The organism is Streptomyces sp. NPDC004721, assembly GCF_053601495.1.
The window spans coordinates 1-13,981 of the sequence record NZ_JBSGBZ010000026.1; the positions used below are offsets into that span (position 1 = coordinate 1).

The 13,981-nt window shown below is 70.1% G+C and carries 11 protein-coding genes; 10 read left to right on the plus strand and 1 reads right to left on the minus strand.

Translation table 11 applies throughout. From position 1 onward, the window contains the following. Positions 1–191 precede the first annotated feature (191 nt). The 10 genes from folC to ACWEK3_RS23630 all read left to right on the plus strand — a co-directional run bounded on the left by folC (position 192) and on the right by ACWEK3_RS23630 (position 12,952). The gene (gene folC / locus ACWEK3_RS23585) at positions 192–1,739 is read left to right on the plus strand and encodes a bifunctional tetrahydrofolate synthase/dihydrofolate synthase (RefSeq protein WP_450540963.1); all 1,548 of its coding nucleotides are present in this window, start codon (positions 192–194) and stop codon (positions 1,737–1,739) included. 6 nt (positions 1,740–1,745) lie between these two features. Beyond that, positions 1,746–2,108, plus strand: a complete 363-nt coding sequence (locus ACWEK3_RS23590; RefSeq protein WP_365417365.1) for a DUF4233 domain-containing protein — start codon at positions 1,746–1,748, stop codon at positions 2,106–2,108. A gap of 64 nt (positions 2,109–2,172) precedes the next feature. Continuing rightward, positions 2,173–2,586 (plus strand): nucleoside-diphosphate kinase, encoded by a 414-nt coding sequence (ndk, locus tag ACWEK3_RS23595; protein WP_361408463.1) that lies wholly within the window; start codon positions 2,173–2,175, stop codon positions 2,584–2,586. A 313-nt stretch (positions 2,587–2,899) separates the two neighbouring features. Next, complete coding sequence (locus ACWEK3_RS23600) at positions 2,900–3,919, plus strand: rod shape-determining protein (RefSeq protein ID WP_361408466.1); 1,020 nt, start codon at positions 2,900–2,902, stop codon at positions 3,917–3,919. A 162-nt stretch (positions 3,920–4,081) separates the two neighbouring features. Then, positions 4,082–5,023 carry a rod shape-determining protein MreC gene (gene mreC, locus ACWEK3_RS23605; RefSeq protein WP_390876012.1) on the plus strand — a complete coding sequence of 314 codons (942 nt, stop codon included), beginning with the start codon at positions 4,082–4,084 and terminating at the stop codon, positions 5,021–5,023. Positions 5,024–5,037: 14 nt separating this feature from the next. Then, positions 5,038–5,715 carry a rod shape-determining protein MreD gene (mreD, locus tag ACWEK3_RS23610; RefSeq protein ID WP_390723923.1) on the plus strand — a complete coding sequence of 226 codons (678 nt, stop codon included), beginning with the start codon at positions 5,038–5,040 and terminating at the stop codon, positions 5,713–5,715. Positions 5,716–5,786: 71 nt separating this feature from the next. Next, the gene (gene mrdA, locus ACWEK3_RS23615; protein ID WP_450540961.1) at positions 5,787–8,114 is read left to right on the plus strand and encodes a penicillin-binding protein 2; all 2,328 of its coding nucleotides are present in this window, start codon (positions 5,787–5,789) and stop codon (positions 8,112–8,114) included. Then, positions 8,111–9,310 (plus strand): rod shape-determining protein RodA, encoded by a 1,200-nt coding sequence (rodA, locus tag ACWEK3_RS23620; RefSeq protein WP_450540959.1) that lies wholly within the window; start codon positions 8,111–8,113, stop codon positions 9,308–9,310. Before mrdA ends, rodA begins: the two co-directional genes overlap by 4 nt. Positions 9,311–9,370: 60 nt before the next feature. Continuing rightward, positions 9,371–10,885, plus strand: a complete 1,515-nt coding sequence (locus ACWEK3_RS23625) for a CYTH and CHAD domain-containing protein (RefSeq protein ID WP_450540958.1) — start codon at positions 9,371–9,373, stop codon at positions 10,883–10,885. Positions 10,886–10,978: 93 nt separating this feature from the next. Continuing rightward, positions 10,979–12,952, plus strand: coding sequence for a TIGR03960 family B12-binding radical SAM protein (locus ACWEK3_RS23630; protein WP_450540956.1), 1,974 nt, complete (start codon positions 10,979–10,981; stop codon positions 12,950–12,952). A 291-nt stretch (positions 12,953–13,243) separates the two neighbouring features. On the opposite strand, the gene ACWEK3_RS23635 is transcribed toward ACWEK3_RS23630, so the two are convergent. Then, positions 13,244–13,537, minus strand: coding sequence for a hypothetical protein (locus ACWEK3_RS23635; protein WP_450540954.1), 294 nt, complete (start codon positions 13,535–13,537; stop codon positions 13,244–13,246). Between the last annotated feature and the right edge of the window lie 444 nt (positions 13,538–13,981).

Genomic DNA, 13,981 nt, shown 5'->3' on the forward strand with positions numbered 1-13,981 from the left:
TGCGATGCTCCCCCACTGCCTGAAGGGCGTGGGAGGTACCCCCAGCACCGGACGCCGCGAGCTTTCCGGCAAACCTTTCCGGTCACAGCACTAGCGCGCAGCCCGCGGGCACCCGTGCCGCTGGGGCGGCACGCGCGGGCACAGAAGCGAGGGCCCCCGGAGTCACGCGACTCCGGGGGCCTTCGCCCAGAATGTCGGCGACCCTCCGTACACTTGGCCCCGTGAGTGAGTTCCCCCCGGACAGCAGCGGCCAGCCAGACCCTCTCGACACCTTCGACGAGATCATCGCCACGGAGACCGAGCGCGACCCCGATCTCGCGGTCATCGAGGCCGGCAGCCGCACCCTGCGGACCCAGGGCGGTCCGTCGCAGGCGGACGTACCCGGGCGCCCGGAGGACCCCGAGGTCGACAAGGCGCTGCGCGAGGTCGAGGGCGAGCTGGCCACCCGCTGGGGTGAGACCAAGCTGGAGCCCTCGGTCAGCCGGATCGCCGCGCTGATGGACGTCCTGGGCGAGCCACAGCGGTCCTACCCCTCCATCCACATCACCGGCACCAACGGCAAGACCTCCACAGCCCGCATGATCGAGGCCTTGCTCGGCGCCTTCGAACTGCGCACCGGCCGGTACACCTCCCCGCACGTGCAGTCGATCACCGAGCGGATCAGCCTGGACGGCGCCCCGATCTCCGCCGAGCGGTTCGTCGAGACGTACCACGACATCAAGCCGTACGTGGAGATGGTCGACGCCTCGCAGGAGTACCGGCTGTCCTTCTTCGAGGTGCTGACCGGCATGGCGTACGCCGCCTTCGCCGACGCGCCGGTCGACGTGGCCGTCGTGGAGGTCGGGATGGGCGGCAGCTGGGACGCCACGAACGTCATCGACGGTGACGTCGCCGTGGTGACCCCCATCGACCTGGACCACACCGACCGCCTGGGCGGCACGCCCGGCGAGATCGCCGGGGAGAAGGCCGGCATCATCAAGCAGGACGCCACGGTGATCATGGCCCAGCAGCCGGTGGACGCCGCGCAGGTGCTGCTGAAGAAGGCCGTGGAGGTCGACGCGACGGTCGCCCGCGAGGGGCTGGAGTTCGGTGTCGTGGCCCGCCGGGTGGCCGTGGGCGGGCAGCTGCTGACCCTGCGCGGTCTGGGCGGCGACTACACCGAGGTGTACCTGCCGCTGCACGGCGCCCACCAGGCGCACAACGCCGCCGTGGCGCTCGCCGCCGTCGAGGCGTTCTTCGGCGTCGGGGCGCAGCGCGTCCAGCCGCTGGACGTGGACACCGTGCGCAAGGCGTTCGCGTCCGTCGCCTCGCCGGGCCGGATGGAGGTCGTACGGCGCTCGCCGACCGTGGTGCTGGACGCCGCGCACAACCCGGCGGGCGCGCGGGTGACCGCCGACGCGGTCCGGGAGGCGTTCGACTTCAGCCGGCTGATCGGGGTGGTCGGGGCCAGCGGCGACAAGAACGTGCGCGGTCTGCTGGAGGCCTTCGAGCCGATCTTCGCGGAGATCGTCGTCACGCAGAACTCCAGCCACCGCGCGATGGACGCCGACGAGCTGGCCGCGCTCGCCGTCGAGGTGTTCGGCGAGGAGCGGGTCCAGGTCGAGCCGCGGCTGCCGGACGCGCTGGAGGCCGCGATCACGCTCGCCGAGGAGGAGGGCGAGTTCGCCGGCGGCGGTGTGCTCGTCACCGGCTCCGTCATCACCGTCGGTGAGGCCCGACTGCTCCTGGGGAGGGGCTGACTTCTCGTGCGTACGCTGTGTTCCTCGACCCTGATCGGCGAGTTCTTCGTCATCGGCTTCGCCGCGCTGGTCGCGATGAAGGACCCCGGCCTGTCCATGGCGACCGTGTGGACGGTCAGCGGCATCGCGATGCTGCTGTGCCTGCTGCTGTGCGGTGTGGTGACCCGGCCCGCCGGTGTGGTCCTCGGCTGGGTGCTCCAGTTCGCGCTGATCGCGTCCGGCGTGGTGGTGCCGATGATGTACTTCCTCGGCGCGGTCTTCGCGGCGCTGTGGTGGGCGTCGGTGCACTTCGGGCGGAAGATCGAGGAGGCGAAGGCCAGGTTCGCGGCCCAGGCCGCCGAGGTCGGCCCTCCGGCTGACGCTGCGTGACAGGTGGGGCGACACGCCCTGTAGCCTCGTCCCACCGCACATCTGCCAGGAGAAGGAGCCACCCGTGACTCAGCGCACCCTCGTCATCCTCAAGCCCGACGCCGTCCGTCGTGGCCTGACCGGCGAGATCATCAGCCGTATCGAGCGCAAGGCCGGCTGGCAGATCACCGCGCTGGACCTGCGCGCCCTGGACACGGAGACCCTGGAGCAGCACTACGGCGAGCACAAGGGCAAGCCCTTCTACGAGCCGCTGATGGTGTTCATGGCCTCCGGCCCGGTCGTGGTCATGATCGTCGAGGGTGAGCGGGTCATCGAGGGCGTGCGCGCGCTGGCCGGCCCGACCGACCCGATCGCCGCCGCTCCGGGTTCGATCCGCGGCGACTACGGCGTGATCGTCCGGGAGAACCTGATCCACGCCTCCGACTCCGAGGAGTCCGCCGAGCGCGAGGTGAAGATCTTCTTCCCGGGCCGCGGCTGACCCCCGAGCGCCCTCCCCGGCCCGGCCGAGCTGACGCCCCGTCAGCTCGGCCGTCCGCCTGACCTGGGCGGCCGCACGAACCCGGCCGCCCGGTGGCATACGGGGTGCCGATCGGGGGAACGAGTGCCCCCGATGGACCGTCTCCAGAAGCGAGGCGGTACGCCATCTGCTGACAATGGCGAAGACCCTCGCGCAGTGTTCGTGCAGGCGCGTCTACGATGGAAGCCTTCACGTCACAGCACCCACCTCGCCGTACCTGAACTGCCGTCAAACGCTCCCAGGGAAGGCCAGACGAATCCTGATGGGGAACTCAATGTCGTTCATCGGCCGTGACATGGCTGTCGACCTCGGGACCGCCAACACGCTGGTGTACGTCAGGGGTCGCGGGATCGTACTCAACGAGCCGTCCGTCGTCGCGATCAACACCAACACCGGTGGGATCCTCGCGGTCGGCGCCGAGGCGAAGAAGATGATCGGGCGCACGCCGGGCAACATCGTCGCCGTGCGTCCGCTCAAGGACGGCGTGATCGCGGACTTCGAGATCACCGAGCGGATGCTCCGCTACTTCATTCTGAAGATCCACAAGCGGCGGTATCTGGCTCGTCCGCGCGTCGTCGTCTGCGTGCCCTCCGGTATCACCGGCGTCGAGCGCCGCGCCGTCATCGAGGCCTCGTCCCAGGCCGGCGCACGCCAGGTGCACATCATCGAGGAGCCGATGGCCGCGGCCATCGGCTCCGGCCTGCCGGTCCACGAGGCCACGGGCAACATGGTGGTGGACATCGGCGGCGGCACCACGGAGGTCGCGGTCATCTCGCTCGGCGGCATCGTCACCGCCCAGTCCATCCGTGTCGCGGGCGACGAGCTGGACAACGCCATCATCCAGCACGTCAAGAAGGAGTACTCGCTCCTGCTGGGTGAGCGGACGGCCGAACAGATCAAGCTCACGATCGGTTCGGCGTACGACCTCGACTCCGACGAGCACACCGAAATCCGCGGCCGGGACCTCGTGTCCGGGCTGCCGAAGACCGTCGTCATCTCGGCCGCCGAGGTGCGCAAGGCGATCGAGGAACCGGTCAACGCGATCGTCGACGCGGTCAAGACCACCCTCGACAAGTGCCCGCCGGAGCTGTCCGGCGACATCATGGACCGCGGAATCGTTCTGACCGGCGGCGGAGCACTGCTGCGCGGCCTGGACGCGCGGCTGCGCAGTGAGACCGGCATGCCGATCCACATCGCCGAGGACCCGCTGGACAGCGTGGCGCTCGGCTCGGGCAAGTGCGTCGAGGAGTTCGAGGCACTCCAGCAGGTCCTGGACGCCCAGCCCCGCAGATGACACAACTCAGCGACTCCGCCGTACGAGATGATCTTTTCTCGTGCGGCGGATCGTTGATATAGAGGCATAAGCACCCGCAAACGGGCCCCTTGGGATCGCGCGCGCAGACCGCGCTTCGACGGGGCCACCCGGTTCCTATGAGGAAGGGCACGGCCGCCGCACGTGAGGGACACGAAAGAGAGCCGGCTGCTCCTGGTGCTGCTGATCGCCATCGCGTTCGCGCTGATCACGGTGGACATCCGCGGCGGGGAGAACTCCCCGGTGGACGGTGCCCGGCAGGCCGCCGCCGCCGTCTTCGGCCCGATCGAGAACGGCGTGTCGGCCGCGGTGAACCCGGTCGGCAACGCGGTCTCCGCGGTCCGTGACTCCGGCGAGCGCCACGACCGGCTCGCCGCGCTGGAGAAGGAGAACGCCGCCCTCAAGGCCGAACTCGGCAGCGACGACCGCAAACGCAGCCGCCTCACCCAGCTGAACAAGATGCTGAAGCTGGCCGGCGACGGCCAGTACGGCATCAAGGGCGCCCAGGTCATCGCCATAGGGGCGGCTCAGGGCTTCTCCTGGACCATCACGATCGACGCCGGCGCCGACGACGGCATCCAGCGCGACATGACCGTCCTCAACGCCGACGGACTGGTCGGCCGTGTCACCACCGTGGGCCCCAGCACCTCCACCGTGCTGCTCGCCAGCGACCCCGACTTCACCGTCGGCACCCGCATGGAGGGCAGCGACGAACTCGGCTTCGCCTCCGGCCAGGGCGACCGGCCGCTGCGCGTGCAACTCCTCAACGGCAAGGCGGACGTGAAGAAGGGCGACCGCATGGTCACCTTCGGCTCCCAGGCCGACCGGCCCTTCGTGCCGGGCGTCCCGGTCGGTGTCGTCTCCCGCGTCGACCCCTCCGGCGGCGACCTGACCCGCACTGTCTACGTCACGCCGTTCGCCGGCTTCACCAAGCTCGACGTCGTCGGCGTCGTCGTCCAGGCCCCGAAGAAGGACCCGCGCGACGAGGTCCTGCCGCCGAAGCCCAAGCCGACCCCGACGCCCACGGTGACCGTGACGGTCACCCCGTCCGCCGACGCCTACGCCAACGACTATCCGCAGCAGTAGGAGCTTCACGTCCCATGCGCCCCAACCGGATCCTGCTCTCCACCGCGCTGGTCGTCGTCGCCCTGGTGATCCAGGTGAGCGTCCTGTCCCGGCTGCACCTGCCCGGAGCCGTCCCCGACCTGCTGCTGCTCACCGTCCTCGGCCTGGCCATGGTCTACGGCCACGTCGGCGGCGCCCTGGTCGGCTTCGGCGCCGGACTGCTCGCCGACATCGCCCCGCCCGCCGACCACGCCGCCGGCCGCTACGCCCTCGTGCTGTGCGTCATCGGCTACCTCGCCGGACTCATCAAGCCCGAGACCGGCCAGGTCAAGTCGGCCACCGGTCCCATGGCCGTGGTGGTGGCCGCCGCCATCGGCTCCACCCTGCTGTACGCGAGCGTCGGCGCCCTGGTCGGCGACACCGCCGCCCGCCATGTCGGCCTGGGCGGACTGCTGCTGACGGCCGCGGTGTACGACCTGCTGCTCGCGCCCTTCGTCGTGCCCGGAATCATGTGGCTGGCCAGGCGCGCGGAGAACGATCCGCTCGCCGAGTCCGGCTCCGCCGCCAAGAAGACCGACATCTCCTCCGGCTGGCTCTCCTCCGGCACCGGACTGAGCATCGGCGGCCGCCGTGGGGCGCTCGGCAGCCTGAAGGCCAAGGCCCGCACCCGCTCCACCCGGGTCGGCCGCATCAAGGGGGTCAAGCGGCTGTGACAGCACGGCAGTCGGCCGCCCTGCCGGCCGCACAGGTCCGTTACACGCACTGAGAGGGGGAGGCAGCACCCGTGACCAACATCCCTGAGACCGGCCGGACCCCACGCGTCCAGACCCGGCTCGTCGTCATCCAGATCCTCGTCCTCTCCCTGCTCGGCACGCTCGGCGGCCGGCTGTGGTACCTCCAGATCCGCGAGGGCGCCCACTACCAGAAGGAGGCCTCCGGCAACCACGTCCAGCAGGTCGTCCAGCCCGCCGTGCGCGGCTCCATCCTGGACGCCCGCGGTGTGCCGCTCGCCGACAACGAGACCCGGCTGGTGGTCTCCGCCTCCCGCACCGACCTGCTCAAGCAGAAGGACGACGGCAAGGCGGTCCTCACCAAGCTCGCCGCCGTCCTCGGCATGGACGCCGACGAGGTCATGCAGAAGGTCCGGCTGTGCGACGCCAAGACCCCACAGCCCTGCTGGAACGGCTCGCCGTACCAGCCCATCCCCGTCACCGACGAGGCCACCCCGCGCCAGGCCCTGCAGATCCGCGAACGCGCCGAGGACTTCCCCGGCATCACCGCCGAACCCGCGGCCGTGCGCCGCTACACCGGGCCCGGCAAGTCCAACTCCGCGCAGGTCCTCGGCTACCTCTCACCGGTCACCGACGACGAGATCCAGAAGGCCAAGGACACCGACTCGCCCTACCTGCGCTCCGACATGGTCGGCCGCTCCGGCCTCGAACGGCAGTACGACCGGGAGTTGCGCGGCAAGGCCGGCGTCACCCGCTACGAGGTCGACAACCTCGGCCGCGTCATCGGCAAGTCCAAGTCGGACGCCGCCGAATCCGGCTCCAGCCTGGTCACCAGCATCGACTCCCGCGTCCAGCGGATCGCCGAGTACGAGCTGGACAAGGCGATGAAGGCCGCCCGGGCCCAGTGGGACAAAATCACCGAGAGCAACTACAAGGCCGACTCCGGGGCCGTCGTCGTGATGGAGGCCAAGACCGGCCGTGTCGTCGCCATGGCGTCCGCCCCCACGTACGACCCGAACGTCTGGGTCGGCGGCATCTCCGCCAAGGACTACAAGGCGCTCACCGGCAAGGACTCCGACTACCCGCTGCTCAACCGGGCCATCCAGGGGCAGTCCGCGCCCGGCTCGACCTTCAAGGTGGTCTCCACGGCCGCCGCGGTCGAGGCCGGCTACGACTTCAACGGCAACTACCCGTGCACCAGCTCCTACTCGGTCGGCGGCCAGGTCTTCAAGAACTTCGAAGGGGAGAGCTTCGGCCCGATCTCACTCGGCCGGGCCCTGGAGGTCTCCTGCGACACCGTCTTCTACTACCTCTCGGACAACGAGTGGAAGAAGGACGGTGGCATCAACCCCAAGAAGGGCCAGCCGAAGGACTACTTCTACAAGACCGCCCACCAGTTCGGCCTCGGCAAGGAGACCGGCATCGACCTGCCCAACGAGGTCACCGGCCGCGTCCCCGACCGCCAGTGGAAGCAGCGGTACTGGGAGGCCAACAAGGACGCCTGGTGCAAGACCGGCAAGAAGGACGGCAGCTACGTCGAGAAGATCGCCTACGAGAACTGCCTCGAGGGCAACAGGATGCGCGAGGGCGACTCGATCAACTACTCCATCGGCCAGGGCGACACCCTCCTCACCCCCGTCCAGGAGGCCGTCATCTACGGGGCGATCTCCAACGGCGGCACCATGTACACCCCGACCATCGGCAAGGCGATCGTCAGCCCCGACGGCAAGCACGTCACCGAGATCAAGCCGAAGTCCCACGGCAAGCTGCCCATCACCAAGGCCACCCGCGACATGATGGACCAGGCCCTGGCCGGCGTGGCCACCCGCGGTACCGCCGCCTGGAAGTTCGGCGGCTGGCCGCAGGACAAGATCCCGCTGCACGCCAAGACCGGTACCGCCGAGGTCTACGGCAAGCAGACCACCTCTTGGCTGGCCACCTACACCAAGGACTACACGGTCATCATGACCATCGCCCAGGCCGGTACCGGCTCGGGCGCCTCCGGTGAAGCCGTCCGCAACATCTACAGCGCCATGTACGGCGTCCAGGCCGACGGCTCCATCGACAACAAGAAGGCCCTGCTGGGCACCCCGCAGAAGAGCCTGCCGCAGATTCGGCCCGACGGCTCGATCGCCGCCCCGAAGATCCCCGCCGACCCGGCCAAGGACCAGGAGGAGATCGCCAAGCAGGCCGCCGAGCAGGCCGGGCAGGGCGGTATCGCGCCGAACGACCAGCAGGACGGCACCACGGCGAACGACCAGCAGGGCGGCGCCGCACCGAACGACCAGCAGCCGCCGGCGACCACCGCCTCGCCCCCCACAGGCAACAGCAACACCCGCAGGCGCCAGCGCCGAAGGGGAAGCCGGAGGATGACCGCATGACCGGCGCGAACAGCTTCTCCATCTCCGGATACGGCCCCGAACGCGGTGGCTGGACACGGGTCTTCGCCCGCGACTCGGCCGCCCGCCGGCTCGACTGGCCGATACTGTTCTGCGCGCTGGCGCTGTCCGCGATCGGCGCGGCCCTGGTCTACTCCGCCACCCGCAACCGCACCGGCATCAACCAGGGCGACCCGTACTACTTCCTGGTCCGGCACCTCATGAACACCGGCATCGGGTTCGCCCTGATGATCGGCACCGTCTGGCTCGGCCACCGCACCCTGCGCAACGTCGTGCCCATCCTGTACGGGCTCTCGGTCCTCGGGGTGCTGCTGGTGCTCACCCCGCTCGGCGCCACCATCAACGGCAACCGCAACTGGATCGTCCTCGGCGGCGGCTTCTCCCTCCAGCCCTCCGAGTTCGTGAAGGTCACGATCATCCTGGGCATGGCGATGCTGCTCGCGGCCCGGGTCGACGCGGGCGACAAGATGTACCCCGACCACCGCACGGTCCTTCAGGCGCTCGGCCTGGCCGCCGTACCGATCATGGTCGTGCTGCTCATGCCCGACCTCGGCACGGTCCTGGTCCTGCTGACCATCATCCTGGGCGTGCTGCTCGCCTCCGGCACCTCCAACCGCTGGGTCTTCGGCCTGCTCACCGCGGGTGTCGTGGGCTGCATCGCCGTCTGGCAGCTGCACATCCTGGACGAGTACCAGATCAACCGGTTCGCCGCCTTCGCCAACCCCAGCCTCGACCCGGCCGGCGTCGGCTACAACACCAACCAGGCCCGTATCGCCATCGGCTCCGGCGGCCTGTCCGGCGCGGGCCTCTTCCACGGCTCCCAGACCACCGGCCAGTTCGTCCCCGAACAGCAGACCGACTTCGTCTTCACGGTCGCGGGCGAGGAACTCGGCTTCCTCGGCGCCGGCCTGATCATCCTGCTGCTCGGCATCGTGCTCTGGCGCGCCTGCCGCATCGCCCGCGAGACGACCGAGCTGTACGGCACCATCGTCGCCGCCGGAATCGTCGCCTGGTTCGCCTTCCAGTCCTTCGAGAACATCGGCATGACCCTGGGCATCATGCCGGTCACCGGCCTGCCCCTGCCCTTCGTCTCCTACGGCGGCTCGTCGATGTTCGCGGTCTGGGTGGCCGTCGGACTGCTCCAGTCGATCAGAATGCAGCGGCCCATGTCGGCGTAGCGGCGCCGACCTGCGCCCGGACCCCTGCCGCCGGGGCCGGACCAGCACTAGATTCGGGTCATGGCGGACATGAAGGCGAAAAGGGAGATCGAGCGGAAGTACGAGGCCGGCGACGGAGGGCTGCCCGACCTGACCGGCGTCGGCCCGGTGGCGGCCGTCGTCGACCAGGGCGTCGCCGAACTCGACGCCGTCTACTACGACACCCCCGACGAACGCCTCACCGCCGACGGACTCACCCTGCGCCGCCGCACCGGCGGCACCGACGCCGGCTGGCACCTGAAGTTCCCGGTCGGCCCCGGCGTACGCGACGAGATCCACGCCCCCCTCTCCGACACCGTGCCCCCCGCCCTCGCCGGACTCGTCCGCTCCCGCGTCCGCGACGCCGAACTGCTCCCACTGGTCCGCATCCGCTCCCGCCGGGGGATCAGCCACCTTGTCGACGCCGAGGGCACCCCGCTCGCCGAGGTCGCCGTCGACGCCGTACGGGCCGAACGGCTGACCGGTCACGTCGGCGCCGCCCAGTGGACCGAGATCGAGGTGGAACTCGCCGACGACGGCGACCCGAAGCTCCTCGACGCCGTCGGCAAACGCCTGCGCAAGGCGGGCGTACGCCCCTCCCCGGTGGCCTCCAAACTGGCCCGCGCCCTGACCGAGACCGCCCCGCCGGACCACCCGCGCCCCACGGCGGCCGGGCACGCTGCCCCCACGACGGCCGGCGACCACGTCCTCGCCTACCTGCGCGCCCAGCGCGACGCCCTCGTCGCACTCGACCCCGCCGTACGCAGGGACGAGTACGACTCCGTCCACCAGATGCGCGTCGCCACCCGCCGACTGCGCAGCGCCCTGCGCACCTACCGCAAGGTCCTGGATCGGACCGTCACCGACCCGGTCCGCGCGGAACTGAAATGGCTCGGCACCGAACTCGGCCTCGGCCGCGACCAGGAAGTCCTCACCGAACACCTCACCGCCGGCCTCGACGACCTGCCCTACACCCTGGTCACCGGCCCCGTCCGCACCCGGCTGCGCACCTGGTCGGAGACCGCCCGCAGCGACTCGCGCCGACGCCTCCTCGCCGACCTCGACGGCGCGCGCCACCTGTCCCTCCTCGACACACTCGACGCCCTGCTGGCCGACCCGCCGCTGCGACCGGCCGCCGCCGGGAAACCGGCCAAGGTGATCACCAAGGCCGTACACAAGGACTTCGCGGCGCTCTCCGCCCTGCTCCGGCACGCCCTCGGCCTGCCCCCGGGTCACGACCGCGACCTCGCCCTGCACGAGGCCCGCAAGAAGGCCAAGGCGACCCGGTACGCGGCCGAGGCGGCCGTACCCGCCCTCGGCGATCCGGCCGCCGGCCTGGTGAAGGGGGCGAAGTCGCTGCAGAGCCTGCTCGGCGACCACCAGGACAGCGTCATGGCCCGCCGGACCCTGCGCGAGCTGGCCGGCCAGGCGCACGCGGCGGGGGAGAGCGCGTTCACGTACGGGGTGCTCCACGGACGCGAGGAGCAGCGGGCGGCCGAGCTGGAGGCGCGGCTGCCGGAGACCTGGCGGGCGATCGAGAAGGGGACGGCCCTCTGAGCGCTCCCGCGACCGCCTCCGGGCGTTCGGGACAGGTCCGGGACCGGGTTACGCTTGATGGTCATCCCTGTCAGCTCACGAAGGTCCGTCGAGATGCCTGCCGAAGCCGCCGAGACCGTCGAGTCCGTGTTCCCGCAGCTCGAAGCTCTGCTCCCGCATGTGCAGAAGCCGATCCAGTACGTCGGCGGAGAACTCAACTCCACGGTCAAGCCCTGGGAGTCCTGCGACGTCCGCTGGGCGCTCATGTACCCGGACGCCTACGAGGTCGGCCTGCCCAACCAGGGCGTCATGATCCTCTACGAGGTCCTCAACGAGCGCGAGGGTGTCCTGGCCGAGCGCACCTACAGCGTGTGGCCCGACCTGGAGGCGCTGATGCGGGAGCACGGCGTCCCGCAGTTCACGGTGGACGGCCACCGTCCGGTGAAGGCCTTCGACGTCTTCGGCCTGTCCTTCTCCACGGAGCTGGGCTACACGAACATGCTCACGGCCCTGGACCTGGCCGGAATCCCCCTGGAGTCCAAGGACCGCACGATCGACGACCCGATCGTGATGGCGGGCGGCCACGCGGCCTTCAACCCCGAGCCGATCGCCGACTTCATCGACTGCGCGGTCATCGGTGACGGCGAGCAGGCGGTGCTGGAGGTCACGGAGATCATCCGCGTCTGGAAGGCGGAGGGCCGCCCGGGCGGGCGCGAGGAACTCCTCTTCCGCCTGGCGAGGACGGGCGGGGTGTACGTGCCCGGCTTCTACGACGTCGAATACCTCCCCGACGGCCGTATCGGCCGCGTGGTCCCCAACAAGTCGGGCGTCCCGTGGCGTGTGTCGAAGCACACAGTGATGGACCTGGACGAGTGGCCGTACCCGAAGCAGCCGCTGGTGCCGCTGGCGGAGACGGTCCACGAGCGCATGTCGGTCGAGATCTTCCGCGGCTGCACGCGGGGGTGCCGCTTCTGCCAGGCCGGCATGATCACCCGCCCGGTGCGTGAGCGCTCCATCACGGGCATCGGCGACATGGTGGAGGCCGGTCTGAAGGCGACCGGCTTCGAGGAGGTGGGCCTGCTCTCCCTGTCCTCGGCCGACCACTCGGAGATCGGCGATGTCGCCAAGGGCCTCGCCGACCGCTACGAGGACGACAAGATCGGCCTCTCGCTGCCCTCCACCCGCGTGGACGCCTTCAACATCGACCTGGCGAACGAGCTGACCCGCAACGGCCGCCGCTCGGGCCTCACCTTCGCCCCGGAGGGCGGCTCGGAGCGCATCCGCAAGGTCATCAACAAGATGGTCTCGGAGGACGACCTGATCCGCACCGTCGCCACGGCCTACGGCAACGGCTGGCGCCAGGTGAAGCTGTACTTCATGTGCGGTCTGCCCACGGAGACGGACGAGGACGTCCTGCAGATCGCCGACATGGCGATGCGCGTGATCCAGAAGGGCCGCGAGGTCTCCGGCTCCAACGACATCCGCTGCACGGTCTCGATCGGCGGCTTCGTCCCCAAGCCGCACACCCCGTTCCAGTGGGCGCCCCAGCTCTCCGCCGAGGGGACGGACGCCCGTCTGGAGAAGCTCCGCGACAAGATCCGCGGCGACAAGAAGTACGGCCGCTCGATCGGCTTCCGCTACCACGACGGCAAGCCCGGCATCGTCGAGGGCCTGCTCTCGCGCGGCGACCGCCGGATCGGCGCCGTCATCCGCGCGGTCTACGACGACGGCGGCCGCTTCGACGGCTGGCGCGAGCACTTCTCCTACGACCGCTGGATGGCCTGCGCGGACAAGGCCCTCGTCCCCTTCGGCGTGGACGTCGACTGGTACACCACCCGCGAGCGCACCTACGAGGAGGTCCTCCCCTGGGACCACCTCGACTCCGGCCTCGACAAGGACTGGCTCTGGGAGGACTGGCAGGACGCCCTCGACGAAACCGAGGTCGAGGACTGCCGCTGGACGCCGTGCTTCGATTGCGGGGTGTGTCCGCAGATGGATACGGCCATACAAATCGGCCCGACCGGCAAGAAGCTCCTCCCTCTGGCGGTCAAGAACGCGGCGCCGGCACCGAGCGGTCACGCGCACTGAGGTGAGCGAGGCACTCGATCGGGTGATGGAGGCCCTGGCGGGGGCGAGTGAGGAGGAGGTAGCGGCTGCGCTGGCTGCTGTCGGCGTTTCTGGACGTCGGCCGGCGGCCCCGAAGCGGAGCCTCCGTACGCCCCTGCCGGGGCTGGAAGGCTGCTCGCGCATTCGCTCAGAGGTGGAGTGGGTCTGAGCTCGCTGCGGTGTCCGGCGTCGATCTGCACTGGCCGGACACCAGAAGGTCGACTCGACGACCTGGCCGGTACCCCGGCAGTGCGCGGATCCGACCGCGATTGGTCACTTTCCGTCGACGTCGGGCTGGATCTCCAGCGTGAAGGCCGCGTCCTCGGGGCCGGTGCCTTCTTCGCCCGGCCACACGATCACGCGCACGTGCTGCTCGCTGACGCCGTTCACCTTCCACTCGGTCACAAGGTCGGTGACGACGAGGGCGGCGACGTATTTGGCGTCCTCGCTCCGGGACTCCGTGGTGACCCTTCCTCGCCACCGGTGGGAGGGGCCGCCGTGGGATCGCCAGCCGTGCGAGCCGTGTGGCTCCTCCACTCGGTACGCCCACACCCTCTCGGTGCCCATGGCACCGATCCTGTCACCAAGGAGCCCTCATGCGCCGGACCGGATCGACGCCCGCCGAGCGGGGCAGTGCGACGGGGCAATCCTGTCTGGACCTCATCGAGGCCGACGACGGGGACTTCCTCGTGATCGGGAAGCTCGCCTAGCTCAGCTTCCGCGACGGCACTGCGGGTCGTCGCCGCCAGGGGGGGGCGATCAGATGGCCCGGTCTCGAGCTTCGTCCTCACGTTGGAACAAAGCACCGTCTCGCATGCGTCGCCGCGGTATCCGGGGCAGGCTGGTGGTGCGGTGAGTTTTTGACGTGGGAATCCTGCGTGCGCGACGGCCTGTCCGCCCTGGCATGGGCCCGAAATGTAGGTGAAGATCCAGAGCCGGCCTCAGGGGCGATGATTCTCCCTCTGTGCTAGTCGCACACGGACATGGGCGTGCCACGACGGGGTCCGCCTC